At 60.2% G+C, this 26,301-nt stretch carries 20 protein-coding genes; 4 read left to right on the top strand and 16 right to left on the bottom strand.

Annotation, left to right across the window (positions count from 1 at the left end; genetic code table 11):
• Nucleotides 1-45 precede the first annotated feature (45 nt).
• The 4 genes from KI811_RS11730 (at nucleotide 46) to KI811_RS11715 (ending at nucleotide 4,794) form a co-directional block, all read left to right on the top strand.
• Entirely contained in the window at nucleotides 46-1,236 is a 1,191-nt protein-coding gene (locus KI811_RS11730; protein ID WP_214186660.1) for a thiolase family protein, read from the top strand.
• A gap of 32 nt (nucleotides 1,237-1,268) precedes the next feature.
• A complete protein-coding gene (locus KI811_RS11725; protein ID WP_214186659.1) occupies nucleotides 1,269-2,051 on the top strand; it encodes an enoyl-CoA hydratase/isomerase family protein in 783 nt (260 codons plus the stop codon).
• A gap of 28 nt (nucleotides 2,052-2,079) precedes the next feature.
• Nucleotides 2,080-2,949: a 3-hydroxyacyl-CoA dehydrogenase family protein gene (locus tag KI811_RS11720; RefSeq protein ID WP_214186658.1), complete on the top strand. Its 870-nt coding sequence runs from the start codon at nucleotides 2,080-2,082 to the stop codon at nucleotides 2,947-2,949.
• Nucleotides 2,950-3,042: 93 nt separating this feature from the next.
• Nucleotides 3,043-4,794, top strand: coding sequence for an acyl-CoA dehydrogenase family protein (locus KI811_RS11715; RefSeq protein WP_214186657.1), 1,752 nt, complete (start codon nucleotides 3,043-3,045; stop codon nucleotides 4,792-4,794).
• Between the two features lie 139 nt (nucleotides 4,795-4,933).
• Here the strand turns inward: KI811_RS11715 and KI811_RS11710 are convergent, their stop codons facing one another.
• The 16 genes from KI811_RS11710 to KI811_RS11635 all read right to left on the bottom strand — a co-directional run bounded on the left by KI811_RS11710 (nucleotide 4,934) and on the right by KI811_RS11635 (nucleotide 26,047).
• Complete coding sequence (locus KI811_RS11710) at nucleotides 4,934-6,292, bottom strand: MFS transporter (RefSeq protein WP_214186656.1); 1,359 nt, start codon at nucleotides 6,290-6,292, stop codon at nucleotides 4,934-4,936.
• A 330-nt stretch (nucleotides 6,293-6,622) separates the two neighbouring features.
• Nucleotides 6,623-7,972 (bottom strand): sigma-54-dependent transcriptional regulator, encoded by a 1,350-nt coding sequence (locus KI811_RS11705; RefSeq protein ID WP_214186655.1) that lies wholly within the window; start codon nucleotides 7,970-7,972, stop codon nucleotides 6,623-6,625.
• On the bottom strand, nucleotides 7,969-9,777 hold the full coding sequence (locus tag KI811_RS11700) for a sensor histidine kinase (protein ID WP_343213602.1): 1,809 nt from the start codon (nucleotides 9,775-9,777) through the stop codon (nucleotides 7,969-7,971). Before KI811_RS11700 ends, KI811_RS11705 begins: the two co-directional genes overlap by 4 nt.
• Nucleotides 9,778-9,802: 25 nt before the next feature.
• The gene (locus KI811_RS11695; RefSeq protein ID WP_214186653.1) at nucleotides 9,803-10,663 is read right to left on the bottom strand and encodes an amidohydrolase family protein; all 861 of its coding nucleotides are present in this window, start codon (nucleotides 10,661-10,663) and stop codon (nucleotides 9,803-9,805) included.
• Between the two features lie 181 nt (nucleotides 10,664-10,844).
• Nucleotides 10,845-12,188 carry a hypothetical protein gene (locus KI811_RS11690; protein WP_214186652.1) on the bottom strand — a complete coding sequence of 448 codons (1,344 nt, stop codon included), beginning with the start codon at nucleotides 12,186-12,188 and terminating at the stop codon, nucleotides 10,845-10,847.
• Between the two features lie 97 nt (nucleotides 12,189-12,285).
• Nucleotides 12,286-13,191 carry a hypothetical protein gene (locus tag KI811_RS11685; RefSeq protein ID WP_214186651.1) on the bottom strand — a complete coding sequence of 302 codons (906 nt, stop codon included), beginning with the start codon at nucleotides 13,189-13,191 and terminating at the stop codon, nucleotides 12,286-12,288.
• 236 nt (nucleotides 13,192-13,427) lie between these two features.
• The gene (locus KI811_RS11680) at nucleotides 13,428-14,198 is read right to left on the bottom strand and encodes a cyclohexa-1,5-dienecarbonyl-CoA hydratase (RefSeq protein ID WP_214186650.1); all 771 of its coding nucleotides are present in this window, start codon (nucleotides 14,196-14,198) and stop codon (nucleotides 13,428-13,430) included.
• A 129-nt stretch (nucleotides 14,199-14,327) separates the two neighbouring features.
• Nucleotides 14,328-15,395, bottom strand: a complete 1,068-nt coding sequence (had, locus tag KI811_RS11675) for a 6-hydroxycyclohex-1-ene-1-carbonyl-CoA dehydrogenase (RefSeq protein WP_214186649.1) — start codon at nucleotides 15,393-15,395, stop codon at nucleotides 14,328-14,330.
• 178 nt (nucleotides 15,396-15,573) lie between these two features.
• Nucleotides 15,574-16,488: an electron transfer flavoprotein subunit alpha/FixB family protein gene (locus KI811_RS11670; protein WP_214186648.1), complete on the bottom strand. Its 915-nt coding sequence runs from the start codon at nucleotides 16,486-16,488 to the stop codon at nucleotides 15,574-15,576.
• Between the two features lie 10 nt (nucleotides 16,489-16,498).
• Nucleotides 16,499-17,275 carry an electron transfer flavoprotein subunit beta/FixA family protein gene (locus KI811_RS11665; protein ID WP_214186647.1) on the bottom strand — a complete coding sequence of 259 codons (777 nt, stop codon included), beginning with the start codon at nucleotides 17,273-17,275 and terminating at the stop codon, nucleotides 16,499-16,501.
• A gap of 301 nt (nucleotides 17,276-17,576) precedes the next feature.
• Nucleotides 17,577-19,118, bottom strand: a complete 1,542-nt coding sequence (locus KI811_RS11660) for a multicopper oxidase family protein (RefSeq protein WP_214186646.1) — start codon at nucleotides 19,116-19,118, stop codon at nucleotides 17,577-17,579.
• A 116-nt stretch (nucleotides 19,119-19,234) separates the two neighbouring features.
• The gene (locus KI811_RS11655; RefSeq protein ID WP_214186645.1) at nucleotides 19,235-21,364 is read right to left on the bottom strand and encodes a multicopper oxidase family protein; all 2,130 of its coding nucleotides are present in this window, start codon (nucleotides 21,362-21,364) and stop codon (nucleotides 19,235-19,237) included.
• Nucleotides 21,365-21,486: 122 nt separating this feature from the next.
• The gene (locus KI811_RS11650; protein ID WP_214186644.1) at nucleotides 21,487-23,118 is read right to left on the bottom strand and encodes a multiheme c-type cytochrome; all 1,632 of its coding nucleotides are present in this window, start codon (nucleotides 23,116-23,118) and stop codon (nucleotides 21,487-21,489) included.
• Between the two features lie 302 nt (nucleotides 23,119-23,420).
• Complete coding sequence (locus tag KI811_RS11645) at nucleotides 23,421-24,173, bottom strand: helix-turn-helix domain-containing protein (RefSeq protein ID WP_214186643.1); 753 nt, start codon at nucleotides 24,171-24,173, stop codon at nucleotides 23,421-23,423.
• 19 nt (nucleotides 24,174-24,192) lie between these two features.
• Complete coding sequence (locus tag KI811_RS11640) at nucleotides 24,193-24,825, bottom strand: response regulator (RefSeq protein ID WP_214186642.1); 633 nt, start codon at nucleotides 24,823-24,825, stop codon at nucleotides 24,193-24,195.
• Complete coding sequence (locus KI811_RS11635) at nucleotides 24,797-26,047, bottom strand: PAS domain-containing sensor histidine kinase (RefSeq protein WP_214186641.1); 1,251 nt, start codon at nucleotides 26,045-26,047, stop codon at nucleotides 24,797-24,799. The genes KI811_RS11640 and KI811_RS11635 overlap by 29 nt, the downstream gene beginning before the upstream one ends.
• Between the last annotated feature and the right edge of the window lie 254 nt (nucleotides 26,048-26,301).

Raw genomic sequence — 26,301 nt, 5'->3', positions numbered from 1 at the left:
TCCGCCGGCTATCGGAAGCCAATCCAAACAAGAAGGAGAGTTCACATGTTAACGAAGGCATACATCCCCTACCGCGGCTACTACAGCACCCCCTTCGCCAAGTGGCAGGGAAGCCTGGCCAACGAGCATTCCATCGTCCTGGGCGCTGCCACATCGAAGCGTTTTTTCGAGAGCAGGGGCTGGGACCCGAAGACCATCGAATACGTCCTCGTCGGAAGCACCGTCTATCAGCAGCAGTGGTTCTACAGCGGCCCCTGGGCCGCGGCCATGTTGGGGGCCGAGGGTTCTCCCGGCGTGCTCATCACCCAGGCCTGCTCCACCTCGGCCTTTTCCCTCTACCAGGCGGGGATGGGAATCGAGACCGGCATGTTCAACAACGGCTGGTGCCTTCTGGCCGACCGCTGCTCCAACGGCCCCCATGCCACGTGGCCCAATCCCGCCGGGCCGGGCGGCAAGCCCATAGCCGAGGACTGGTTCATGGACAACGTCAACAAGGACCCCTGGGCCGGTGAGGCGATGATCCGGACCGCCGAAAACGTGGCCCGGGAATTCGGCATCACCCGCGAGGAGTGCGACGTCCTTACCCTGAGGCGCTATGAGCAGTACCAGGACGCCCTGGCCAACGACCGGGAATTCCAGAAACGCTACATGTTCCCTGCCGAGGTGCAGGTTTCCAAAAAGAAGACCATCACCCTGGAAGCTGACGAAGGGGTCATGGTCACCACCAGAGAGGGGCTGGCGGGCCTCAGGCCGGTGCTCCCCGACGGCGTCCTCACCTTCGGCGCCCAGACCTTCCCGGCCGACGGCAACTGCGGCATCAGCGTCACTACCCGGGATAAGGCCAGGGAGTTGAGCGCCAACCCGAGCATCGAAGTGCAGTTGGTCTCCTTCGGCTACGCCCGCACCAAAAAGGCCTACATGGCTGCCGCAGTGGCCCCCTCGGCCCGGATGGCTCTCGACAAGGCGGGAATCAAGGTGGCGGATCTCAAGGCAATCAAGACTCACAACCCCTTTGCCGCCAACGACCTGGCCATGGCAAAGGAACTGGGGCTGGATGTGAACAGCATGAACAATTACGGATCATCCCTCATCTACGGCCATCCCCAGGCCCCCACCGGTGCTCGGTTGATCATCGAGGGGATCGAGGAAGTGGTCCAGAAGGGTGGTGGCTACCTCCTCTTCTCCGGCTGCGCTGCCGGCGACACCGCCGCCTCGGTCGTGCTGAAGGTGAGCTGAGAACTGCAATCCACAACAAACGGAGCGAACCAATGCCATATCAATACGTCACCCTGAAAAAAGAAGAACGGGTCCTGACCATAACCCTCAACCGTCCCCCCACCAATCCCTTGAACGGCGAGTTCGGTATGGAGCTGTTCAAGGCGTTCAGCGACGCCGAGCAGATGGACGACGTCACCGTCGTGGTCATCACCAGTGCCCTGGAAAAGGCCTTCATCGCCGGTGCCGACATCAAAGAGATGGCGGCCCAGGGGCCGGCCGATGCCGAGAACTTCTCAAAGCTGCTACAGGGGGCCAACACTATCCTGAACAGGATGAAGAAGGTGGTTATCGCCGCCATCAATGGCCATGCCCTGGGCGGCGGCTGCGAGCTGGCCCTTGCCTGCGACTATCGCCTCATGACCTCCGGCAAGGCCCTCATCGGCCTCCCCGAGGCGGGTCTTGGCATTATCCCCGGCGCCGGTGGGACCCAGCGGCTGCCGCGCCTGGTCGGCCTTTCCAAGGCCCTCGACATCCTGCTGCGCGGCAGGACCATGAGCCCCCAGGAGGCCCTGGCGATCGGGCTGGTGGACCGGCTGATCGACCCGGACAATTTTATGGCCGACGTCATGAAATTCGCCCATGAACTGGCCGCCGGGGCGGGCAAGGCGCTTGGCTACATCAAGGCTGCCGTCCACGAGGGGATCGACCTCCCCATGGAGCAGGCCCTGGCGGTGGAGCGGAAGTACTCGGCCGAAAACCACCGGACCCATGACGCCAAGGAAGGGCTTCTCGCCTTCGTTGAAAAGAGAAAGCCGAATTTTCAGAGCAGATAACGATACATACCCAAAAGGAGAAATCACCATGAAGCTCGACGATATCAAGACGGTAGGAATGGCCGGGGCCGGCAGCATGGGGGCCGGGATCGCACAGGTGGCCGCCATGGCCGGATTTCAGGTCAAGGTGGTGGACGTGAGCGAAGAGGTCTGGGGCCGGGCCAGGAAAACCATCACCAAGAGCCTGGAGCGGATTGTCAAGAAGGGAACCATCACCGAACAGGAGATGGAGGAGATCCTATCGAGGATCAGCTTCTCCACCGACGTCGCCAGCCTCAAGGACGTGCCCTTCATCTTCGAGGCGGTCTTCGAGGACATCACCGTGAAGAAAGAGCTGTTCGCGAAGCTGGATGCGGTCTGCGGCGATGACGCCATCTACGCCACCAACACTTCCTCCATTGCCATTACCGAAATGGCGGCCCTGGTGAAGCGCCCGGCCAACTTCGTCGGCATGCACTTCTTCAACCCGGTGCCGATGATGAAGCTGGTGGAGGTCATTCCGGCCCTGCAGACCGCGGTCGAAACCAAAGACCTGGCCCTGGAGATGGCAAAAAAGATCGGCAAGACCGCCATCACCTGCAAGGATACCCCCGGTTTCGTCGTCAACCGGCTGTTCGTCCCCTACATCATCGACGCCGTCCGGCTGCTTGAGGAGGGTGTGGCCTCGGCCGAGGATATCGACACCGCCATGAAGCTCGGCTGCAACATGCCCATGGGTCCCCTGGAGTTCCAGGACTTCGCCGGCGTGGACATCGGCTACCATGTGATCAACATCTTCCACGACTACATGAAGCAGGAGCGCTTCGCCGCACCGGGACTGCTGCGAAACATGATCAAGGCCGGTTATGTGGGACGTAAGGCCGGCAGGGGATTCTACGACTATCCCGAAGAGAAGTAACAGGCCGGATACGGCGGTTGCAGCGAATTCCCCCTGCAACTGCCGTATCGAGGCTTAACCCGGATTATTCAACCGGAACCAAGGAGATTTACAATGAATGGCAACCTTCTGAATGGTGGTGAATTTTTACTGGCCGACACCGCCGGCATGGAAATATTTTCGCCTGAGGAATTTACTGCTGAGCAGAAGCAGATTGCGGAAACCACCGAAGAGTTCATGAAGAAAGAGGTCTTCCCGAACATTGACCGGATCGAAGACAAGGATTTCGGGTTTGTTGTCGAAAAGATGCGGCAGTGTGCCGACCTCGGCCTTTTTCTCGCCGAGGTCCCCGAGGAGTACGGCGGCCTGGAGCTGGAAAAGACCACCAACATGCTGATGATCGAAAAGGTCGCTCCGGCGGCATCGTTCAACATGGCGTTCAGCGGCCACACCGGCATAGGAATCCTGCCCATGGTCTACTACGGGACCCCGGACCAGAAGGAGCGCTACCTGGGGAAACTCTCGTCGGGAGAGTGGATCGGGGCCTATGCCCTGACCGAGCCGGACTGCGGCAGTGACCCCTTGAGTTCGCGCACTACGGCGGTCCTGAGTGACGACGGCAGGCACTACATTCTCAACGGCACCAAGCAGTTCATCACCAACTCGGCATTCGCGGACCTGTTCACCGTGTTCGCCAAAATCGACGGCAAACACTTTTCCGCGTTCCTCGTCGAAAAGGGGTATGAAGGATTTTCCGTAGGCGCAGAGGAAAAGAAGATGGGGCTCAAGGGCTCCTCCACCACCCAGCTTGTTCTGGACAATGTCAGGGTGCCGGTGGAGAACCTGTTGGGAGAAGCGGGCAAGGGGCACAAAATCGCCTTCAACGTGCTGAACGTGGGGCGCCTCAAAGTGGCCACGTCGACCCTGGGCATGGCCAAGGGGGCCTTTGCCGAGGCGGCTTCCTATGCGACGGAGCGGAAACAGTTCGGAAAACCGATCGGCACGTTCGGCGCCATTCAGGAGAAGCTTGCGGACATGGTAGCCGCCATCTACGCCTCCGAGACGGTGGTCTACCGGGTAGCGGGACTCCTGGACAGTCGGCTCGCAACACTGGAGCGCGATGGCGACGACTATTACGAACGCTACCAGAGGGCGATCGAGGAATATGCCGCAGAATGCGCCATTGCCAAGGTATTCTGCAGCGAACAGCTCGACATGGTAGTGGACGAAGCCGTGCAGATCCATGGCGGTTACGGCTACATCAGCGAGTATGCCGTGGAGCGTTACTACCGGGATTCGCGTATCCAGCGGATTTTCGAGGGAACCAACGAGATCAACCGGATTCTTATCCCGACCATGCTCTTGCGCAAGGCCGACAACAACGGCAGCACGCTCTGGGAGCTGGTCAGAAAGGCCCAGGCAGGAGTTGCCACTGAAACGGCCTGCACCGGTGAATTTGCCATGGCAGCCGCATCAATAGCCAGGCTCAAGCAGCTCTTTTTGACGGTGCTTGGCGCGGCGGCACCTGCCAAGGAGCATCAGGAGGTCATGCTGGCCGTTGCGGACATGATCATCGCGATATTTGCCCTTGAAAGTGCCGTGCTCAGGGCGGACAAAACAATTGCGGCGGCCAGCATGTCAAAGCAGGATCTGCTCCGGGCCGTGGTCACGGTGCTCGTCTTCGAATTGTCGAACCGCTTCCAGTCCGCCGCGACCCGCTGCTGTGCCTACGCTTTGAAAGGGGAAGAACTGATTGAATTGCTGAAGAGGGTCGCCACCCTCACCGCATGTCCGGCAGAGGGGCTCCTCGTGGCGAAGCACAAATTGGCCGATGCTGCGAAGGATGTGGGCAGGTATTCTCTCTAGGCCTTCCATCGGGAACTCCGCTGCCAGTGCACTCCAGAAGCTCTGCTGATCTTCATGGACCGGATGCAAAAAAAACGCCGGAAGCAGATTTGCTCCCGGCGTTGCACACGAAATCACTGTCCGGATAATCGGAATATGGTCAGTCGACCTCCATCGCCCCCGTCTCGGCGGCAAAAGCCAGGCCATCCACCTCGGCGGGCGACTCATCCCGGCGCGCGACCAGCAGCATGGCCAGCGCGGCTACGGCGCCGGGAATCGCGAAGGCGAGGAAGTTGGATGAGAGCGGCAGATTCATGGCCTGGAGGGCTCCCCCCAGGATCGGGCCGGCAATGGCACCGCCGCGCCCTACCCCGGACGCCCAGCCAATGCCGGTGGAGCGAATCGCCAGGGGATAGAACTGGGCCACGTAGGCGTAGAGGAGAATCTGCGTCCCGATGGTCGTGGCGCCCGCAACGGCCACCAGCAGATAGAGTACGGAGGTAGGGTTCTTGACGCCGAGCAGGCTGATCGAAATGGCGGCTATGACGAAGAAGACGGTCACTACGCGCTTCAGTTGGAAGCGGTCCCCCATCCAGGCGCCCCCCACTGCGCCGAAGATGGCGCCGAAGTTAAGAACCAGGAGGAACGCGAGGCTGGAACCGAGCCCGTAACCGGCTTTGGTCATGAGTTTCGGGAGCCAGGAACCGAGGGCGTAGACCATGAGGAGGCACATGAAGAAACAGACCCAGAACATCACCGTGCTCAGCGCCCGCCCTTCGGTGAAAAGCGCCACCAGCGGAACGTGCTTACCCTTGCCGCTCGGCATGTGGTACTGATCGCCCGCCTGGGGCCTGAAGGCCGGTTCCACCCTGGCGAGGGCGGCAGCGGCCTTTTCGTCACGCCCGGAACGGAGGAGGAAACCGATGGATTCGGGGAGGAAGTAGAGAATCGCCGGCAGCAGCAGGAGCGGTACGCCCGCCACGAAGAAGACCGATGACCAGCCGAATTTGGGGATCAGATACATGCCGAGGCCGGCCGACAGCATGCCGCCAACGGAATAGCCACTGAACATGATGCCGACCAGGGTGCTCCGCATCTTCTTCGGCGAATACTCGGTCATGAGCGCCACCACGTTCGGCATGACGCCGCCGATCCCAAGACCCGCCAGGAACCGACAGATACCGAATTCCAGGGGGGTGGTGGCAAAACCGTTGATGAAGGTCATGCCGCTGAACAGCACCAGACAGATGGCGATCATCCATTTGCGCCCGAAGCGGTCGGCCGCCGGGCCAAAGGTCATTGCCCCCACCATCATGCCGAACAGGGCGTAACTCCCCAGGGAGCCAGCCTGGAGCGGGGTCAGGTTCCATGTCTTCATCAGCACCGGTAACACAACGCCGTAGATGACGAGGTCATAGCCGTCGAAGATAATGACCAGCGCACTCCAGAACAACACCTGCAGGTGAAACCGGTTGAATTGGGCCCCGTCGATCAACTTGTGCACATCGACTTTTCTCATGCTTCTCCTCCTTGTTCAGTATTGATGGGAGTTCAGGATTTCCGCCCCACAGGCAAATGGAGCCGGAATATATTTGTAAAATAGTGTTTTGCAATAGCGCATCCAAAAGACACATGACATCAACTTTTGTTATGCCTAGATTTCCAACACCTTGAATTATTGTATATATTTTATATGCAGGTGATTTTTTGTTGAGATACACAGTTTTGTTTTTTAGCCGGCCAAAGCTCCATCGTGTAACGTTCTGAGCCGGCGTGTAAAAATATGATTGAGCGGAGGTATCTTCAGGAAGGACGTTCGGGGGATGAAGCAGAGGCAGAGGGAAAGCGGTCAGGACCTGGGCGGGACATCCAGGCCATATTCACGGATGCGCCTGTCGAGGGTGGGGCGCGAGACGCCGAGGATGGCCGAGGCCCGCTTCTTTTCATAGCCGGTGAAGGAAAGAATGTTTTCGATGTGTTCCCGCTCCACCTCCTCCAGGGACTTGATAATGAGGGGCATGCGGGAACCACCGCCTCCTCCTTCGAGCTGCAGCGTTTCGGGGAGGAGAACAGTGCCGGGCGAAAGGAGAACCGCCCGGCGGAGGGTGTTCTCCAACTCCCGCACGTTCCCCGGCCAGGAATGGTCGAGCAGGAGATCCATGGTCTCTTGGGGGACGATCTCCACCCCCTTCCCCATTTCGTGGCGCATCTTTTCGAGCAGGAACCTGACCAGCAGGCGGATGTCGTCCTTGCGCTCCCGCAGCGGCGGCAGGTCAATGCTGACCACCTTGAGGCGGTAGTAGAGGTCGTGGCGGAAGTCGCCGCTGGCCACCAGCGCGGGGAGGCTCTTGTTGGAGGCGGCGATGACCCGCACATCGGCCTTGATGGTCTCGACGCCGCCGACCCGCTCGAATTCCCGCTCCTGGAGGAAGCGCAGAAGCTTCACCTGGATCTCGGGGCTTGTCTCGGAGATCTCATCGAGGAAGAGGGTCCCCCCCTCGGCCAGCTCGAACTTGCCGGGCTTGACCCGGATGGCACCGGTGAAGGCCCCCTTTTCGTGGCCGAAGAGTTCGCTTTCCAGGAGGGTCGGCGCCAGGGCAGAGCAGGCCACGGCAATGAAGGGACGGTTGCGGAACCGGCTGTTGAAATGGAGGGCCCGGGCCACCATCTCCTTACCGGTGCCGCTCTCGCCGTTGATCAGGACGGTGGCCCGGGAGTCGGCCACGGCGCCTATGGTCTTGTAAATCTCCTTCATGGCCCGACTGCGCCCCACCATGATGTTCGGCTCGAAGGAGGGCTCGGGGGAGTCGCTGAAGGTGACCCCCGTCTGGGAGATATCGCTCATCTCGAATATCTTCTCGATGACCTCGTCGAGATGGTCGAGATCGAGGGGCTTCCCCAGGTGGTCGATGGCGCCGAGGCGGATCGCCTCGATGGCGGTCTGCATGTCATCGAAGGCCGTGATCATGATGATCGGCAGAGAAGGTTTCCGCTCCTTGATCCGGGTCAGAACCTCGAAACCGTCCATGCCGGTCAGCCGCAGATCCAGGAGCATCAGGTCCATCTGTCGGGAGAGGGCCAGCTCCACCGCCTCGGGGCCGCTGGCGGCCGAGAGAACATCATGGCCCGATTCGACGAGATGGAGCTCCAGGGTCCGGCGGATGGCCCTATCGTCATCGGCGATCAGTATGGTTCTCATGGCTGGCCTTCTCCTTTATCGCCCGGCCCCCCAAGAGGGAGGGTCACGGTAAAAACGGCACCCCGGCCGGGTTCGCTCTCCACGGACACCGATCCCCCATGGCGAAGGACGATCGTCTGGAGGATCGACAGCCCCAGCCCGCCGCCGGACGCCTTGGTGGTAAAGAACGGCTCGAAGAGCTGGTCCTGCCTGTCGGGGGGGATCCCGCCGCCGGTGTCGCGGACCCTGAGCAGCGCCATCCCGTCCCGGCCGTGGGCGGTTATGGCGAGGAGCCTCTCGCCAGGGGGCGTTGCTTGCATGGCTTCACAGGCATTGAGCACCAGGTTCAGGAGCACCTGATGAATCTGCTCCGGGTCGCAGACAAGGGTAAGCGACGTGTCGATGCGGACCTCGGACCGGATCTGCTCTTCCTCCAGGCGCTGCGCCAGAAGCTGCAGCAGCCGGGCGACGATTTCTCCCAGTTCCGCCGTCTGCAGGCGCAGGGGTCGTGTGCGGGCAAAGTCCAGCACGTCTTTCAGCAGCCGGTTGAGACGCCGGATCTCCTCCTCCACGATGGAAAAGTTCTCCCGAAGGATGCCGGTCGGGGCAATCTTCTTCCGGATCATCTGCATGTTCATCTGAATGGCCGAGAGGGGGTTCCGTATCTCGTGGGCCAGCCCCAGGGCCAGATGCCCCACGGCAGCCACCTTCTTGGCCACCAGCAGCTCGTCGAAGGTGGATTCGAGTCGGGAATGGGCCTCGCTGAGGGCCCGCGTGTGATGATTGACCTCGGCGGTGAGGATCCGGTTCCAGTTCACGAGAATTCCCATGAGCAGGGTCGCCCCACCCAGGACCGCCGCCAGCAGGGTGGTGGCAAAGGCCTCCTGCCGGTGCATGAAGGTGGACAGGAGCTCATCAACCTCCCGCTCGGGGGTGGAAATTCCCAGGGACCAGAGTCGGTTCCCGACCCGGAACGGATAGAAGCTTGCCAGCTTCCGCACCGGCTGATCGGGGATCTCCGCATCCAGATAATCGTACCAGCCGCTCCCCGGTTTCCCGCTTTTCATGGAAACGAGAAGATCGTGGAGCCGTGGCCACCGGGGAAGAAACGCCTCGTCAAAGCCGAGCCCAACCAGCCTGCCGCTCGGGCCGACGAGTATCGCCCGGTTGCTGATGTCGGCAAGCCAGGCATGACCATGCCTGCCGATGCGGATCGGAAGGATGTGCTTGCGCGCAAGCTTCTCAAAGTCGAGGACACAGCCGGCCACGCCGAGGAACTCTCCCCGCGGGCCGTAGATCCCCTCGGCCACGATGAGAGCCTTGTCCCCCCGGCGCTTCCCCCCCTCCATGCGGGTGAACGTCGAGACGTACATCTGCCCCGGCTTCCCCTTTTCCCTGGCCCAGCGGATATAGTCTCGCCAGGCATAATTGCGCCCGACCGTGTAGCTATCGGCCGGCTCGATGGCAATGGCGGTTCCGCTGCAGTCAAAGATCACAAGATCGACCACAGGAGTCGAGGCGAGGGAGCCGTAGATCTTTTTCAGGCGTTCCCCGACCTCCTCGGCCCGTTGACGGGTGACCGCCTTCCCCTCAAAGAGCATCACCACAAGGTCGAGGTTGCGCTGAAACGTGGCAAACATCTCCTCCAGGGTGTGGGAGGCCAGTTCCGCCATGAGGGACTGCTGCCGGTTGTACTGCTCGAAGAAGCGCTCCCGCGCCTCGGCGCGAACGGCGTTGGTGGTGTGCCTGATCCAGAGGAAGGCGCCGAGGGCGGTGGCGACCACCAGGAGCAGCACGACCAGGAGTTTGAGTTTGCGAAGTTGCACTTCGCCGCGTCGCCGCGTCATGGCATTACAGATTCAGCAGCCTGGCGGCATTTCCCCCGAGAATCATTTCCACCCCCTCCGCAGGCAGGGGGAGTCCGGCGATAACCTCCATGTTGCGCCTTATCTGGGACGCCCCCGGCCAGTCGCTGCCAAAGATGACCTTGTCCGTGTTGCGGGCCAGCTCCGGGAAATAGGTCATGAGCTTCGAGGGGGGGAGCCCGGAGACCTCCATGTAGAGGTTGGCGTGGAGCTTCGACAGGAAAAAGGCCCGGTCGTACCAGAATCCCCGCCCCGAATGGGCCATGACCAGGTTCAGGGAAGGGAAATCGTTGGCCACGTCGTCAAGATGGATCGGATCGCAGTATTTGATCCGGGTCCCCTTGAAGACCGAGGAGCCGGTGTGGATGAGCACCGGAATTCCCAGCTCCTGGGCAGCCTGGTAGAGGGGGTATACCCTCGGGTCATTGAGGTAGTAATGCTGGTAGGAGGGATAGAGCTTGAGGCCTCGAAACCCTGCCGTTTCCACCAGGCGGCGGAGCTCGCTCCCCAGGTCGGTGGTGAGATGGGGATTGATGCTGCAGAAGGGAATCAGCCTCGTTCTCCCCTTGCAGAAGGCTTCCACCTGCTCGTTGGAGCAGATGCCGGTGGTGATCGGGCACAACTCCGCCAGGACGCAGGCGTAATCGATCCCTTCGGCAGCCAGCAGCTCCTCGAAGGCGCCGGGGTCGCTGTAGCGCTGGATGTACGCATCATATTCCCCGGGGTCGGGCTGTGACTGCTTGATCCATTCCGTTACCCAGGGCTTGTGGTCGGCGTACACCCCGAGGTGCACGTGAAAATCGATCCGCACGGTACGGGAACTGCCACCCTGAATTTTCTGGGTCATTTCGTGCCTCCTGGTGCCGCGGACACCACCCTGCTCAACCGCTATTTATTTATTACAGTGCTTTTTCATCATTTTAACATCAAGCAAATATTCCGTCCCCACCCCGAACCGTACGGTGAGTGGTGCAGTCATCCGTTTACCCCGGCCGGCGGGGTGGGGGCGGAGTTGAGAAGCGTGCGGATCAGAAGAAGTAGTAGGCGGCAAACCGCCCGATATTCGCGGTGCCGGAGGTCCCCAGCCCCGCCAGGTTGCCGGTGCCGTTGGTGACGTTACCGTACTGGGTATTGATGTTCTGGTATTCGGCCGCAAAGCGGACTGCGGCATTTAGATCGTAGGTCACGTTGGCATAAATGGCGGAGTTGGATTTCTCGAAATTATCGATACCTCTGTAGCTGGCGTAGTTATAGGCGTTCCTCCGCCCATAGCCGGCCGTGATCCCCAGATCCTGGGTCGGATAGAAAATGAGCTGGCTGTAAACACCGTACCCCTTGGCGGCGGTCTTGTTGCCGGTCGAACCCACAACGCTTGTCGCCGTGGCGCCGATGGTGTACATGTTGGCCGCCATGTAGACCTGCCCCTCGAAGGAGGCGGTCATGGCGCGGCTCATGCCATCCTTGGACCGCAGAAGCGGCACGAAGGTATAGAAGCCGTATCCCCAGCTATCCACCGATTTACTGTTCCCCGCCACATCCTGCTTGCCGTAGAGACCAAAGAAACCTGCTGTCAGCGAGTTCATGGACATGCCATAGTACCCCGGCGCAACCCCGAGAACTTTACTGATGAGCATAGCTTGGCCGGCCACGTTTACGTTTGCCCCCCAGGAGTCGCCGCTTGCCCCCTGAAGGTTGGAATCCTGAACCGGATTCTGCACCCCCAGGACCAGCCGCAGGGCATTCTTGTCATTGAGGTTCAGCCGGTGGGTCACCCTGATCTGCGGGACCCGCGGATTGTTGGGGGCGCCGGTCATGGCCGCCTGACCGAAATCGACGGTGGAGGCGGTGGCCGGGCCGAAGATGTCATAGGCCTGTCCCAGCACCAGCTGGCTATTGGCCCAGTCCAGCGAAGCATTGGCGAGGCGAAGCCGCATGGTGGCGGTTTCGTTGGAAGAGCCGCCATTGCCATAGAAGTCCGTCTCGACGATGGCGCTGGTCTTGGCCCCGAGGAAGGTTGGTCCGGCAACCTTCAGCCAAATCCGGGACTGCCGGGCGGTGAAGATGGACTGGTCCTGCTGGGCGGCAGGGGAGCTGCTCTTGGGAATCCCCCTCTGGAGCGTGCCCATGGCGCCGTTGGCTCCCAGGTTGACCGAGTTGTAGGCATAATCGAGCTTGACGTAGCCGCCGATGGAGAGATTGAATTTGCTGGTGACCGGCGAGGCCATCTTGCCGTAGATGCCGGGGGCCACTTCACAGTTGGGCTGGAAATCGCAGTTATAGGCCGGGGCGGCGGTCTGGGGAATTTCCTGGGCCATGGCCGGCGCGGCCAACAGTAACGCGGATATTCCCACCGTGAGTCCTTTATTCTTCATGTTTCCTCCACACTTAGAGATAATCTTCAAACCGTCTCTGTTCCGTTGCGTACATGACACCTTTCACTGGCGCGCTTTATCCCTGCTCCCCCTTTCGCTACTGGATTCCCACCAGATCGGATGACTTCGCCCCTTCCCCTTCGCGGATGGTCCCGTAGGCACCGTCGGGCCCCACGAAACCGGTCACCACAAGGGTCCCGACCATGCTTCCGGGGTCGTATCCCAACCCTTTGACCACCTTGCCGCCACGGTAGATCCGCAACGGCTGGCCGATTCCGATGCCGCTTTCCCTGCCGGCGTTGATGTAGACTTTCTCCCCTTCCACCGCCACAATGCCGCACAGCCACGGTACATGCCGCGCAACTCCCCGGATCTTTTCCACCATGGAATCGAGGGCCGCGGAAAGATCAGAGCCGGGCGCCGCGCTGCTCTCCCGATGCACGGGAACCTCGATCCGACGGAGGAGAATGCCCCCCATGCCGTCGTACAGTTCCGCCGCCAGCTTCTTCCCCTCCCCCGCCGCTTCCCCGGAGCCGATGATAACGACTGCATTGAACTCCCTGGTCCGGTTGAGCCCCAGGACGTAGGCGCCACGCTCCTCCATGGATGCGGGAACCGAAAGGGCCCCTTCCGGCCGGGGCTCGCCTACAAGGGCAAAGCCGGCGCCCCTCAGCTTCTCGCCGAGTCCCGCCGCCAGATCATTTCCCCCTGCCTGCAGAACCGCAATACGCAACCGGGGCGAAACCGCCGCCGGAACCGGAGCGCTCGTCCCCTTCCCAACCACCTCCTCGTACCCCTTTTTCAGCAGTTGGCTCCCCCGGGGAATGCCGCTCTCCACGTACCGCCGGGGAACCCAGATGGTGGGGGAGGCATTGGGGGACATGGTGTAGGCCGGGTTGTCAATTTCCACATACTCTTCCGCCGGCCCGGCAGCGGTCCGGGGGCCGGCACAGGCAGTAACGGCAAGCAGGGCCAACAAGGCGAGATACCTGAGAATTCCCATTTGATGCTCCTTTCTCGATTGCAGCCGCGAGAGGCATTACGGTACCCACTAAATTTAGAACTATGTTCTACGGTAATAAAAAGGTACTAATAAACCCATTCACCGTATGGTGGATGGGATGTGAAAAAACCGGGGCAGGCATGGCGTCCTGCCCCTTGAATCATCAGTGAAAGGAGTTACTACTTTGTACGACCTGAGACTTCTGCTGCACCTGCTCTATCTGATCCGCTCAAGAGTCAGCGGTCCTGCCAGGCTGCGGGTCGTTTGCCGAGGAAGGCATTGAGCCCCTCCACGGCGTCATGGGTTGCCATCAGCTCTTCAAGGTACAGTTTCTCCACCGCGGCTATCTTCGCCTTGGTCCGCTCCAGGACGCCGATCCGCGCCGCCCGCACGGCAAAGCGGAGGGAGCTGGCGCTGAGCCCCGCCAGGTGCTCGTCGAAATAGGCAACTGCCGCCTGTTCGGGATCTTCTGCCACCACGCTGACCAGGCCGATCCGGTAGGCTTCTTCCGCACTGATGCTGCGCCCCGAGAAGAGGAGATCCTCTGACTGGGTCTTGCCGATCCGCTCCGGCAGCAGGCAGGAGGCCGCCGGGGCGAAGACCCCGATCTTGATCTCCGGCTGCCCGAGCATTGCCCCCGGCGCCGCGAAAATCAGGTTGCCCGCGGCGACCACCTCAAGCCCGCCGCCCAGGCACTGGCCTCGCACCGCAACCAGCAGCGGCACGGGGCATTCCAGCATCTGAATCACCAGGGCGTGGAGGGATTTAAGCATGGCGGCGCAGGAGTCGGGCATGTGCTCTTCAACGCTGGCGCCAAAGCTGAAGTGGGGTCCTTCCGCATCCAGCAGCACGGCCCGAAGCTTTGCACTGGAGAGATGCTCCGTGAGCGCTGCCTGCAGTGCCGCGATCATGGCGGCATCAACGATGTTCGCCTTGGGGCGGGCCAGCCGCAGACGCAACAGCGCCCCGTCTTTTTCAAGCCATACTTTGAGAGGGCTCTCGCTCATGGTCAGGTTTCCTCCTCTTATTCTTATGAGTAAGTTTCTGCTGTCACCCCCCTGCTCGCTTAGCTCGCTTCCCCCTACCTTGTAGGGGGGACTGAGGGGGGTCCTTCGGTATCAGGCGCCGTTTGACTGTTACGGAACCAGAATGGCCCGCCGGGTCAGCTTGTGGGCATGGGCTGCTTCGAAGACCTCGTTGATCTTCTCCAGGGGATGCTTCTCGATGAAGGGCGCCAGGGCTATCTTTTTGTCCAGCACGAGGCCCAGGGCCGCCGGATAGAGTTCGGTCAGGCACCCCCAGTTCCCCAGGGCGCGGGCATGGAAGGCCATGAGGTTGGAGAGGCGCAGTTCGATCTTGTCCATGGTGAAGCCCACCACCGACAGGGTCGAACCGAAGGTCAGCAGACCGTATGCGGTCTCCTGGCCCGGAACGGTTCCGGAGCATTCAAAGATCTTCCAGCAGGTTTGCGGCAATCCTTTTTCCTTCACAAAGGTCTGGATGGCTTTTTTTAGATCCTTGCCCTGGACCTGCCGGGCATTGATGGTCAGGCCGGCGCCATACTGGGCCATGGTGTCCAGCTTCGTCTGGTCCACGTCGATGGCCACGACAGTGGCTCCCATGGCGTTGGCAATCTGCACGGCATAGCTTCCGACCCCGCCGATGCCGATGACAATGGCCAGATCGCCCTTCTGAACCTCTGCCTGAACCACGGCCTGGTAGGGGGTGGTTACGGCGTCGGCGACCACGGAGATGTCCGCCAGTTCGAAGCCGGCAGCGGCAAGCTTCTTTTCATCAACGGGACAGAGGCCCCGGGCTGGCACCTTGATATGGGTGGCAAAGCCCCCCTGGATGTCGTTGCCCGGCATCTGCTGCGCGCGGCAGATGGTGCCATGGCCCGAAAGGCAGAGATCACAGACTCCGCACGGAATAACGGCGGGAATCAGCACGGCCTTTCCCTGCCAGGCCTCGGCCCCTTTTCCCGTGGCGACAACCCTGCCGCTGATCTCGTGGCCAAGGGTCAACGGCAGGCCGCTGTTCACGCGTACGCCATCGTAATAGAAGCCCAGGTCGGTATGGCATACCCCGCATCCGGCAACCTCAACCACCACTTCATTGTCTGACGGCGGAGTCGCGTCAAAATCCGCCTTAACCATGGGCTCGCCCACGGCAGTCATTGTCCAGCGATGCGGTGCAGTGCTCATTATCCTTCCTCCTCATTCCGTTATTTCGTAATAAATGCTTTAGATTTGGCAAGTTATCAGCAACGAATATGTGCAACTTAGTACTGTTTTACCTATTTCAGAACGTGTTTACCTATTGCAAGCATCTTTGCAGCTTATTCTCCGTTGCTCAGTGTTATCCGGCCTGATGATTTCGGATCTACTTCTGAAGCATCGCCGTCAAGGCCGGGGCGAACTGCAGCACATCGGCAACGACCAGAACGTCCGCCACCTCGCCGATGGGGGCATCCTTGTCCTTGTTGATGGCCACGATGAAATCCGATTTCTTCATGCCGGCAAGGTGCTGGATCGCGCCGCTGATGCCGCACGCCACATAGAGCTTGGGGCTGACCGTCTGCCCCGTGGTCCCCACCTGGTGGCTGTGCTCGACCCAGCCTGCATCCACCACCGGACGGCTTGCCCCCAGCTCGCCCCCCATGGCCTTGGCAAGGGCTGCGATGACCGGCACGTTCTCTTTCTTTCCTACACCACGGCCGGCGCTGACGATGATCTCGGCCCGGGTAAGATCCACATCCTTCTTCTCCGCCGGCTCATAGCCGACAAACTCCAGTGCCGACGCGCCATCGGCAGGCTCGATCCGCTCCAGCTGCGGAGCCCCGGAAGCGGCAGCAGCACTGAAGGCCCCTGCCTGGATGGTCAGAACGGCCTTTCCCGACTTGGGGGTCACGGTGCGCCGAAGCTTGGCATTGCAGACCCCCACCTCGAACTTGCCGTCAACGATGTCAACAATCTCGGAAATCTGGGCTGCCTTCAGGCTTGCAGCGACACGCGGCGCGAGGTCCCAGCCGAAGGACGAATGGACGAACGCGACGTAGTCGGGATTTTCCCGCTCAATCGCCGCCAGGACGATCTTCTTGTGGACATCCGGGTTATACTCGCCATATTTGCCGGCATCGGCCAGGTAGACCGTGCCGTTGACCTTGGGAGCCTCGGACTCGCTCCCGATCAGAACCATCGCCTTCTCGGCCCCCAGCTTCTCGGCAAAGGCAACCAGTTCATAGCTTGTTTCGAGGAGCTTTCCTTCACGGTATTCGCATACAAGTAGCGCTTTCATGCCTTACCCCCTATCTCACAACTGCCGTTTTTTCTTTGAGGATGCCGATGAGCTGGCTTGCCATATCGTTCAAATCCCCTTCCAGAACGATGCCGCCCCCTTTCCTGGCCGGGGGATAAACGCTGGCCGTGGCAGCCAGGGCCTCTTCCTTCAGGATGTCCACAACCGGAATGGCCTGGATTTCCTTCTTCTTCGCCTTCATGATATTGGGGAGGGTCGGATAGCGGGGAACGTTGAGCCCCAGCTGGCAGGTGACCAGCGCCGGCGTCCTGAGCTTTACCACACCCTTCAGACCCCCTTCAAGCTCCCGCTTGGCGGTAACGACTCCGTCGGCAAAGGAGAAGCCGACCAGGGTGGTGGCGCAGGAGTAGCCGAGCTGCTCGGCAACCGCCACTCCCACCTGGGCCGAAGCCCGGTCCTGGGACTGCATGCCGGTGAAAATCAGGTCAAAGCCCTTGTCCTTGGCATAGGTGGCGATGATCGAGGCGATCTGCCAGGGGTCCTTGAGGGAGACAGCCGGGTCCTGGACATGCACGCCCCGGTCGCACCCCATGGCAAGGGCCTTCTTGAGCGCCTCCACCACCCTGTCGGGGCCGATCGAGAGCACGGTCACATCGGCGGCGTCGCCCAACTGCTCCCGGAGCTGCACGGCCTGCTCGACGGCATACTCGTCGTACTCATTCATCCTGAAGGCCAGATCTGCTTCGTCATACCAGTTCCCCGAGCTGTTGGCCTTGAACCTCGACTCCATGTCCGGAACCTGCTTGATACATACGAGTACTTTCATAGAAACCTCCACGATACTTACCTTTGTTCGATAACTTCAGCCCCGTTACTCCAACGCTATCCGGTTCAACGGCGTCCCGCGAACCGTCAAATCTCTAATTTGGTATAAAAGTACTATTTTACTTTTTAACTGTCAAGCAAAAATATTCTGGACAACTCTTACACGGGAATGACAGGCTTTCGAAAAAGCTCTATGCAATAAAAACGGGAGCTTGCCCGCCGCTGGTGATTCCCTGCGTCGAAGCAAGCTCCCTTTGTTAACTGGCAGTATGGTTAGATCGACCCGTAAAGATAAAAATTATTTACATGCCGATGTTCCACACCCCCATCATTCCGATATCCTCGTGCTCGACGATGTGGCAGTGGAACATGGTCATGCCGTCGTAGTCCTTGACCGGGACGAGTATGGTGGCGCTCCCCATCTTCGGGATGATGACCACGTCCTTCCAGGCGGGTTTGGTGGTGTAGAGCGAGGCATAGTCGGGGTCGCCGCCGCTGACGGAGAGGACCTGGCACGAATTGACGTGCTGGTGGAACGGGTGGTCCATGCCGCTCTGGTTGAATATCTCCCAGACCTCGTAGGTGCCGAGGCTGGACGTGATCGTATAGGCGCGGGTCATGTCGGCGAACGAAATGCCGTTGATGTACCCCCGCCCCATCATCATGCTCAGGGTGATCTGCCGCCGCGGCAGGAGGGAAAGGTTCATGTTCAGCCGTGCCGCCGCCGGATTTACCGACGAGGGAAGGGAGTCGCCCGCGGATGTCCCGCCATAGGCGAGGGTGAGGAGCGTCACCTGCTGCAGGGAGCCGCCGCCACGGGCATAGGGGAGCGACAGCAATTTGAAATTTCCGCCCCCCTGGTCCGCCTTGACCAGAACATCGATCCGCTCTCCCGGCGCCAGGAGGATGGTGGGAAGCTTGTAGGGCTTGTCGAGGAGCCCGCCATCGGTACCCACCAGCCAGAGGGAATGCCTGTCCAGGGAAAGTTTCAGGAAACGGGCATTGCAGGCGTTGACGATCTGCCACCGCTGCACCTGCCCCGGCCGGATCGACAGGACAGGGTTCACGAGGCCGTTCACCATGACCAGGTTACCTTCCTTCCCCATCATGAACTGGGAGGTGGAGGTGTAAGGTTCCGGCAGCCCGTTGCTGATGGTGATGTCCTTGATGAGCATGACGTGGGTCTCGTAGCCGGAAAGCGCGCCTCCCGCCGCGTCATCGATCACCAGGGGACCGGCGAGCCCACCCCAGTACTGCTCGGCAACGGTGCCATGAACGTGGGGATGGTAGAAATTCAGGTGTCCCGGCTCCTCCAGGGCAAGATCGTATTCGTAATCGAGGCTCGCGCCCGGCGCCGCCGTCATCATCATGTTGTCGCCCATCCCCGAGGGAGTTACGTGGAGGCCGTGGGTATGGATGTTGGTGATATTGCGCGGGTGGCCGAGGATATTGGTGGAGGTCGTTTTCGGCAGCATGTTGACCATGCGCACCTTGAGCATCTCGCCCTTGGAGGCCCGTATGGTCGGGCCAGGGTACATGCCGTTGTAGGTGAGAAGGGTCACGGGAGTCCCGTTCAGACGAAGCTTTGCCTCCTTCACCAGAAGTTCGTAGACTCCGGCGCTGTTCTTCACGGCATTTGGTATATCAAAGAACGACGCTCCCGGCGGCGGATCGATAATCGTAGTCGTCCCACCCATTCCGCCGCCGCCCATGCCACCGCCTCCCATACCGCCACTCCCCATCATGGCCCGGACCACCCCGGCGTGAAGAGTGGCATAGGCACCGGCAACGCCGGCCGACGCCGCGGTGATGAACTTCCTGCGACTTATTCCTTTGATTTTCATGATGAATCTCCTTTACCTGAAATTTCAACGACTCTTACGAACACCGCCGAGGTAACGAAAACCCGCCCCAGAGGGCGGGTTTCGTGCTTCGCGCCGCATCGCCCGCGTGTCTTCCGCTATGGCTTGACCGGGATATACGGCCGCATCATCTCGTTGTCTTCATGGTCGAGGATATGGCAGTGCCAGACGTAACCGGGGCCGTCGGTGGCGTCGAAGGGGTAGCCGACGGAACCGCCGATCGGATTACCCTGCGGCGACCAGCGCACGGCGATCCGGGTAACCTCTCCCGGCATCATGACGACCGTATCCTTCCAACCCTGTTCGTTCGGAGCAGCCGGCACGGGTGAGCCCTGAAGATAGGGTGTAACAAGAAGATTGCCGCCTATCACCTGGTTCTGCCCGCCTATGGAGAGGGTATCCGTGAGGGCGGTGCCGTACGGGTTGGGAGGACCGTCTCCCGGACCTTTCCCTGCCGCGGTCAAAGCTGCCATCCAGGCCGACAGGTACTTGTTGGCCTGGTAGGGCTGCCGGTTCAGAATCTGGAACTGCACGAGGTGAAGGTGGATCGGGTGGGCATCGCCCGTCGTATTGATGATCTCCCAGACCTCGGTCGAGCCCAGGGTGGGCAGTTCGGTGAGCCAGTAATCGACCAGCTGCGTGCTTCCGGCAACCGGGGTATTCGTGGTGCCCATGGTGCTCTCCATGATGCCGCTCCACTTGGTGTTGTTGAGGAGCACTTCCAGCGGTCCGCCCGCCCCTAAAATCTCCCTCAGCACCAGCTGCCGCCGTTTGGCAACAGTCACGCCGGGGGCCGTGGTCCCCTTGGCGGTCACCAGCTTCACCATGGGTGTTGCCCGCAGAACACATTGCTTGCCGCTCTTCTTGGATGCCGCCGGGTCGCAGCTTCCGTCAGTGTTGCCCGTGACCGTCGTTCCCACCCTGAACTGCATGATCTGGGCGGTGGTCTGCGGGTCGGCAGACGTGCCGCTCGGGAAGGGGGCCTTGGCATTATTCATAAGGGTAACGGTTTGCCCGGCAAAGGGGGCAAAATCAACGATGATGTCGGCTCGCTCACCCGGCGCCAGCAAAAGGCGGCCGGGATGGACAATGGGAACCGGCGCATCGAGGAAACCGCCATCGGTGCCGATCTGCCAGATGGGTGCGCTGTGCAGGACGCCGTCGATGAAGGCCAGGTTATAGAAACGGGCGTTGGAGCCGTTGAGCAGCCGGAGACGATAGCGCCTCGGCTCAACGTTCTGATAGGGCCACGACTTCCCGTTCACCACGATGACATCGCCGAAGAATTCGGGAATCCAGAACGGATGAACCGTGGGGTTGGTAGGCGGGCCGTTCAGTCCCGACGGGAAGCCGTCGGGAAAGAGGAGCTGTCCGGCAGAGTCGAACTGCCGGTCCTGGATGACGATCTCGGTCTCCTGGTCGCCGGCGGGTAGACGGATGGGGTTATCCGCCCGGCCGGTATCGCGGGCGTCCCTGAGGAAGTAGAAGGCTGCCAGGCCGCCATAGACGTTGAGCCGGGTCGTGCCGAGGGCGTGGTCATGGAACCAGAGGGTGGTTGCTTCCTGGCCGTTCGGATAATTGTAGACCGCTCCGTTCGTCGGGGTTAGCGGAGCGCCTGCCGAGGTGTAGGTCCTGTAGGCCGGTCCGCGCATCCCGTTCGGCGTGAACCACTGCTCCGGTCCGCCGTCGAAGTCCGACTTGTCCTCGCCGCCATGGAGGTGAGCGACCGCCGGCACGGGACCGTTATACGGATCGAAGCACCCTGCGGCCATCGGGGTAAACATGCAACTGAGATTGAAAGGATCGGCCCAGTGGATCGCCTGGTCCACGGTCAGATACTTCTGCAGCAGCGGCGGAGTCCCTCCCGGCCCGGCCAGGTTGTTCAGATACGTCGCCGTGGCCGGGACCCCTTTCGTCGCTTCAACGGTATATCCCGGCCAGAGGGGGCCGTTGTCGTTGATCTTGTATCCCCAGACGGTTGTCGTGCCAAAGCCGGCCGACGCGGGAAGGACCTGCTGCCTGAATTCCTCGAAGGAAACCGTATAGCCCGGCGAAGCCGGCACCCTTGATCCCGCAAAGGTGGGGAGCGGGTCCCTGTACTTGGGGATGGTCTTGCCGGGCAGCGCCGTCTGGGGAACAAGGAAACTGGCGGAGGCGTTCCCGATGCCGAGCGCCAGGAGGGCAAACCCGGCTAACACCGCTCCTTTCCACAATGATTGTCCTTTCATGGCCATATACTCCTCTCTTTCGTTGTGATCCAGCGCCGAGAGCGCTTTCATATATGTCCCCATCCCTGGGGAACCGGCACTGCTGCCGGGCGCCGTTATGGCTTTGTCATGGACGTCCTCATCTACTTGCCGCCGGGACCGTTATGGCAGTCGTAGCACCCCACCATATCCCCCTTGGCATAGGCCTTCATGCCCGCGCTTGTGGTCCGCAAGCTGCGCGCGGTAAACGTTCGGGAGAGCCGGGTCCCGCGGTAGTCCTTGCCGTGGCAGACGGTGCATGCCTGCGAATCATCCTTGGCCACGGAGCCATGGGTATCCACCCACGCCGCGCCAATGGTGTGGAGCCCATGGGGTCCGCCGGCAGCGCTCGGGGAGAATCCCTGGGGATGACAGACGACACATTCCGCGATGGTTCCGGCATACCCCTGGAGATTGATGCTCTGCGCATTGTCGTTATCCTCCGAAGAGGGATATTCGGCATGGGTGGAGCCGTGGCACGCCTCACACTGCATGTTTCCGTGGGTCGCGCCCACCTTGAAGAGCGCCTGGCCGGTCGAGAATATGCTTGTCGCCTGCCGGAAGTTTCCGGAAAGATCGAAGGCCGAGGTGTCCCGCACGTACGTCCCGTCCGTGGCCTGGTAATGACAGTACTGGCATTTGGGGAGATCGATCCAGCCGGCGCGCCCCACCCCGCCCACAACGGACATGGAGCCGTGGCAGCTCTGGCATTCGAGAGCTGAGGAGCCGTCCGGATTTTTTGCGTTTCCCATGACGCCGCGCAGGCACTGGGTCGTGGAGCCGGGATGGCAGTAATAGCAGCCGGACCGGTCCATGGTCTGGCCGAGGGGCATCCCGGTAGCGTCATCCATGGCATTGACCGCATGCCACGAATGCATTGAGGTGGTGAGCTGCTTCACCCCCGCAACCCCTGTCGTCCCCAGGGCATTGGATGGGTGGCACCCCGCGCAGAGGATCGGGGTTCCGGCATCGGAGGTGGCCAGGAGCCCGGCGGGCAGATATCCTTTCTGTGCCAGGGCGTCGGCATAGAGGGGGGTTGCACCATTCTTGGTGTCGTGGAGACGCAGGATGTTTCTCCGCCAGTCCTTGACGGGATTGGCATCAAAGACCCAGTCAGGGGACGGCTGCGCCATCGGGTCTCCGACACCCGACGTGTGGCACTTGCTGCACGCCAGCTCATCGCTGACCGGCAGGACCGTGAAGGTCGTGGCGATGAGCACTCCGCGGCCGTCCCTGGCCTCAACCTTTACCATCGGGTAATAGTTGGGAGTGCCTGCATCATCACGGGGAAGGATCGGTATTCCGTCTGCCTTCCAGAATCCCGCTGCCGGATCATAGGACATGGGCGCCGGAGCGGCTCCCGGCGTCCGATTGCCGGTCAGTCCGGTATCCGCCGGCAGGGTCACGCCAAACAGGGAGGACACCCACTGCCAGAAATTCGTTTTCCCCTTGCTCGTGGAGTTAATGGAACCGCGCGTGTCGGCGGTCGCGGTGTAGGTTACGGTAACGCCTGCCGTCACCTGCTTGCCGGTTTGACGGTCGATCAACTGGGCATGGAGATTGTTGTACGGGGGGAGAATCGCGAAGACCGAATAATCGTTGTCTATGCAATGCATTCCCAAATCGTTCCAGGCGATGAGGGAATAGGGTGCCGGAGGATCGCCCGCCCCGTCTCCACCACACCCCGCGCAGACCATGGCCAACAGAAGTGCGGACAAGCGGAGTCTTGTTTTCATGGCTTCTCTCCTGACAGCGTTTAGTGTGGCAGAATCGTTCTGGTATAGATTTTATCGATAAATCCAGATGTTGGCCTTGGTGTAAATTGCTGAATATTTGTGAAATATTGCTATAGCGCGTTGCATCATTTTCCTGTATCGGCGCAAGACTGACTCATTACAGATAGTTAGACTAATTTTGAGACACTACGTATTCAGACGCAGATGCATTATTGACATTGCACGTAAACAATTATTTTTGTGTAAATAATTAATCTATACAAAGATAGTTGGTTTGTTACAGATATGCCGCAAAGGTGAGGTCAAATAAAGCAGGAGCGTCGAAATTCAGTTGGTGATATGCCGGTAATGTTCTTGAACTGTCGGGTGAATTCACTCGGATCATTGAACCCGAGCTTGTAGGCAACGGTCGAAATAGTGAGATCGGCTCGCCGGAGGAGGGTTTCCGCCTTGCTTATCTTTACCATAGTCATGAACCGCATGGGGCTCACGCCGATATACTTTTTGAAGTTGCGGCAAAAGTGGAATTTGCTGAGGTGGGCCGCGCGGGCCAGGTCGTCGAGATATAAGGCGCAGTCGTAATTGCTCTTGATGTGCATGACCGCCCGGCCGATCGCTTCGGGAAGGTCGTCGGGAAGGGTGATGGGATCGGAATCGTGCCGCTTGAGGGGAGCTCTGCTCTCCCGCTGCATCCGGCGAAGGGCGAGTATGGTTTCAACCGCATGCTGGAGCACATGCAGATCGACCGGTTTGCGGAAATACTCCCGGGCTCCTTTTCTGAATGCCTTGAGGACGGTCTCCTCGGAGCTGGAATCGGTCAGAAAGATTACCGGCAGATCGTTGCGAAGCGCTTTGATTTCTCCAAGGATGGTTATCCCGCCATCGGCGTCGGCGCCGCTGTCGAGGATGACGATGTCCGGATCACTGGGTCCGATTGCCGCGGAGAGCCCGGCCGCGGATACGAGCCGGATGCCCGCATTGTCGACTGCCAGGGAGCCATACAGGCCGGCATGGCTCGATTCGGTAACAACAACTACGGATTGGGCCAGTGACATCGCCAGACCTTTCCCATCATCAGATCAACTTGTTCTCGATAACGAAACGGGTCAGTTCCGCGTTGTTCTTCATGTTCAGCTTGCGCAGGATGTGGGCCCGGTAGGTACTGACGGTCTTGACGCTCAGGGACAGCTCGGTGGCGATCTTGCCAACCGTCTTGCCGGAGGCGATCATGCTCATCACCTGGTACTCCCTGTTGGAGAGAGTCTGGAGGAGATCCTGCTGGTTGTGGTCACTGAGACCGGATACCAGAGACTCCGCCAGGGCCGAGCTCACATATTTTTTCCCCATGGAAATCTTATGCAGGGCATCGAGCAGTTCGTTGGAAGCGCTTCCCTTGTTCAGGTAGCCCGATGCTCCCGATTTATACGCACGAAGCGCATACTGCTCTTCGGGGTGCATGCTCATGACGAGGACCGGCAGTTTCGGTTTGATGTTCTTCATCTCCGTCAGGACATCGAGTCCGTTTCTGCCCGGCATGGTGATATCGAGGATCACCATGTCGTAATCGTTGGCCTGTATCTTGTTCAGCAACTCCTTGCCGTCGATCGCCTCGTCGACAACACTCATGTCCACCGTGGTGCCAATAACCTGCTTGAGCCCTTCCCTGAAGATTGCGTGATCATCGGCTACAAGTATCCTGGTGCTCATCAACGTCTCCTTCCCTGGCTAATGAAATCCGTGCAATCACTGTGGTCCCCTGGCGCGAAGAGCCGCATATCCTCAGTCTCCCTCCAAACGCCTCCGCCCGTTCCCGCATCCCTGCAATCCCGAGCGACTGCGGATTGTTCTTCTCCCTCTCAGTTATTCCCCGGCCATTGTCGCTCACCGACAGGGTCAACCTACCGATTTTTTCCACCAGGGTCACCCGGACATGGTCAGCGCTGGCGTGGCGAGCGACATTGCTCAACGCCTCCTGCACTATCCGGTAAACCGCCGTGGACACATCTCGATCCACCTTCTTCTGGGTGAGAAGGACTGTTGTCTTGCAGCGTATCCCACTTTTCTTCTCGAATTCCTTTGCCTGCCATTCAATGGCATCGGCCAGTCCCAGGATATCAAGCATAACCGGCCGCAGTTCCGAGGAGATCCTGTTCACGGTCATGATGGACGAGGTGATCAGCTGTTCCATCGCCTGTGTCCTGGCAACAAGTTTGGCGTGGTCAAGGTATTCCTTTGTCACGAGCGACACGTTCAACTGAAGGGCCGCCAGCATCTGTCCCAGTTCTTCGTGAATTTCCCGCGCGACTACCGTTCGCTCCTCTTCCCGGGCAGACATGAGGTGAAACGAAAGCCTGCGCTGTTTTTTCAGGGAATCAACCAGCCCATCCTCCCGCTTGCTGCGGGCGATCTCCCGGGGATCCTCCCGGTCCGGAGGGGGCGACTTTCCGGACAATTCATACCAACGCAGCTTCCGGTGGCCCCTTGACACCCGCTCCTCCTCCGGAATGTGCCGGCCGGTAATGTCTATCATCGCGACGCGGCACTCGTCCCCGCAGCTGTCGCAGGCCCCCTCGAAACGAATCAGCGAGGGCTTCCCCCCTATCGGCTGTTCAATCTCGCAACTGGCTTTGCACACACTCACCATGTTCCTGAAAAATTCCGCAAAGACCGCACGCGATCCCTCGGAAACAAGCTGCTCCAATCGCCGGCCAACGAGCCTGGAACGCTCCTCCCCCAGAATGTGGGCCGCGATATGGTTGACGGTGCGAATTATTCCATCCCGTCCCAGGATAACGCCGCCAACCGGCGCATGATCGAACAGGCGATTGAATTGTTGCAGAACGTGCTCTTTCTCGGCTATGGCATCAACAAGTTCGGCATTTTGCATCTCCAGCACGTTCCTCTGCGCTTCAATTTCAAGCAGCAGCATCTCCATCTCCTTCTCTGTCCGGGATAAAAACGCGCTCGTCGAGGGAGGGAGAGGCTCCGTCACTCGTCCCAGCTCCGATTTGGCGGATACTGGCGATTTATTCTTGTCGTTGACCGTTTCCAATGGCTGACCTCGCATACTCGCTACGTCGACTAACAAGTATACCGGATTGTACCCTTTTGTCCCGTCGTCCCCCCTCCCCCATGAGGGGCGAGGGAAGAAAACCCTTTCCCGCCGTGGGAGAGGGTGGCCGA

The sequence above is a fragment of the Geobacter hydrogenophilus genome (assembly GCF_018501225.1).
GTDB classification, from domain to species: Bacteria; Desulfobacterota; Desulfuromonadia; order Geobacterales; family Geobacteraceae; genus Geobacter; species Geobacter hydrogenophilus.
Note: the sequence above shows the minus strand (reverse complement) of the source record. Positions and strands in the feature narration are given on the sequence as shown.

What these genes read in the sequence shown, in the direction of transcription:
- KI811_RS11730 (WP_214186660.1), top strand. Translation starts at nt 46, where the DNA reads ATGTTAACGAAGGCATACATCCCCTACCGCGGCTACTACAGCACCCCC.
- KI811_RS11725 (WP_214186659.1), top strand. Translation starts at nt 1,269, where the DNA reads ATGCCATATCAATACGTCACCCTGAAAAAAGAAGAACGGGTCCTGACC.
- KI811_RS11720 (WP_214186658.1), top strand. Translation starts at nt 2,080, where the DNA reads ATGAAGCTCGACGATATCAAGACGGTAGGAATGGCCGGGGCCGGCAGC.
- KI811_RS11715 (WP_214186657.1), top strand. Translation starts at nt 3,043, where the DNA reads ATGAATGGCAACCTTCTGAATGGTGGTGAATTTTTACTGGCCGACACC.
- KI811_RS11710 (WP_214186656.1), bottom strand. Translation starts at nt 6,292, where the DNA reads ATGAGAAAAGTCGATGTGCACAAGTTGATCGACGGGGCCCAATTCAAC.
- KI811_RS11705 (WP_214186655.1), bottom strand. Translation starts at nt 7,972, where the DNA reads ATGAGAACCATACTGATCGCCGATGACGATAGGGCCATCCGCCGGACC.
- KI811_RS11695 (WP_214186653.1), bottom strand. Translation starts at nt 10,663, where the DNA reads ATGACCCAGAAAATTCAGGGTGGCAGTTCCCGTACCGTGCGGATCGAT.
- KI811_RS11690 (WP_214186652.1), bottom strand. Translation starts at nt 12,188, where the DNA reads ATGAAGAATAAAGGACTCACGGTGGGAATATCCGCGTTACTGTTGGCC.
- KI811_RS11685 (WP_214186651.1), bottom strand. Translation starts at nt 13,191, where the DNA reads ATGGGAATTCTCAGGTATCTCGCCTTGTTGGCCCTGCTTGCCGTTACT.
- KI811_RS11680 (WP_214186650.1), bottom strand. Translation starts at nt 14,198, where the DNA reads ATGAGCGAGAGCCCTCTCAAAGTATGGCTTGAAAAAGACGGGGCGCTG.
- had (WP_214186649.1), bottom strand. Translation starts at nt 15,395, where the DNA reads ATGAGCACTGCACCGCATCGCTGGACAATGACTGCCGTGGGCGAGCCC.
- KI811_RS11670 (WP_214186648.1), bottom strand. Translation starts at nt 16,488, where the DNA reads ATGAAAGCGCTACTTGTATGCGAATACCGTGAAGGAAAGCTCCTCGAA.
- KI811_RS11665 (WP_214186647.1), bottom strand. Translation starts at nt 17,275, where the DNA reads ATGAAAGTACTCGTATGTATCAAGCAGGTTCCGGACATGGAGTCGAGG.
- KI811_RS11660 (WP_214186646.1), bottom strand. Translation starts at nt 19,118, where the DNA reads ATGAAAATCAAAGGAATAAGTCGCAGGAAGTTCATCACCGCGGCGTCG.
- KI811_RS11655 (WP_214186645.1), bottom strand. Translation starts at nt 21,364, where the DNA reads ATGAAAGGACAATCATTGTGGAAAGGAGCGGTGTTAGCCGGGTTTGCC.
- KI811_RS11650 (WP_214186644.1), bottom strand. Translation starts at nt 23,118, where the DNA reads ATGAAAACAAGACTCCGCTTGTCCGCACTTCTGTTGGCCATGGTCTGC.
- KI811_RS11645 (WP_214186643.1), bottom strand. Translation starts at nt 24,173, where the DNA reads ATGTCACTGGCCCAATCCGTAGTTGTTGTTACCGAATCGAGCCATGCC.
- KI811_RS11640 (WP_214186642.1), bottom strand. Translation starts at nt 24,825, where the DNA reads ATGAGCACCAGGATACTTGTAGCCGATGATCACGCAATCTTCAGGGAA.
- KI811_RS11635 (WP_214186641.1), bottom strand. Translation starts at nt 26,047, where the DNA reads ATGCTGCTGCTTGAAATTGAAGCGCAGAGGAACGTGCTGGAGATGCAA.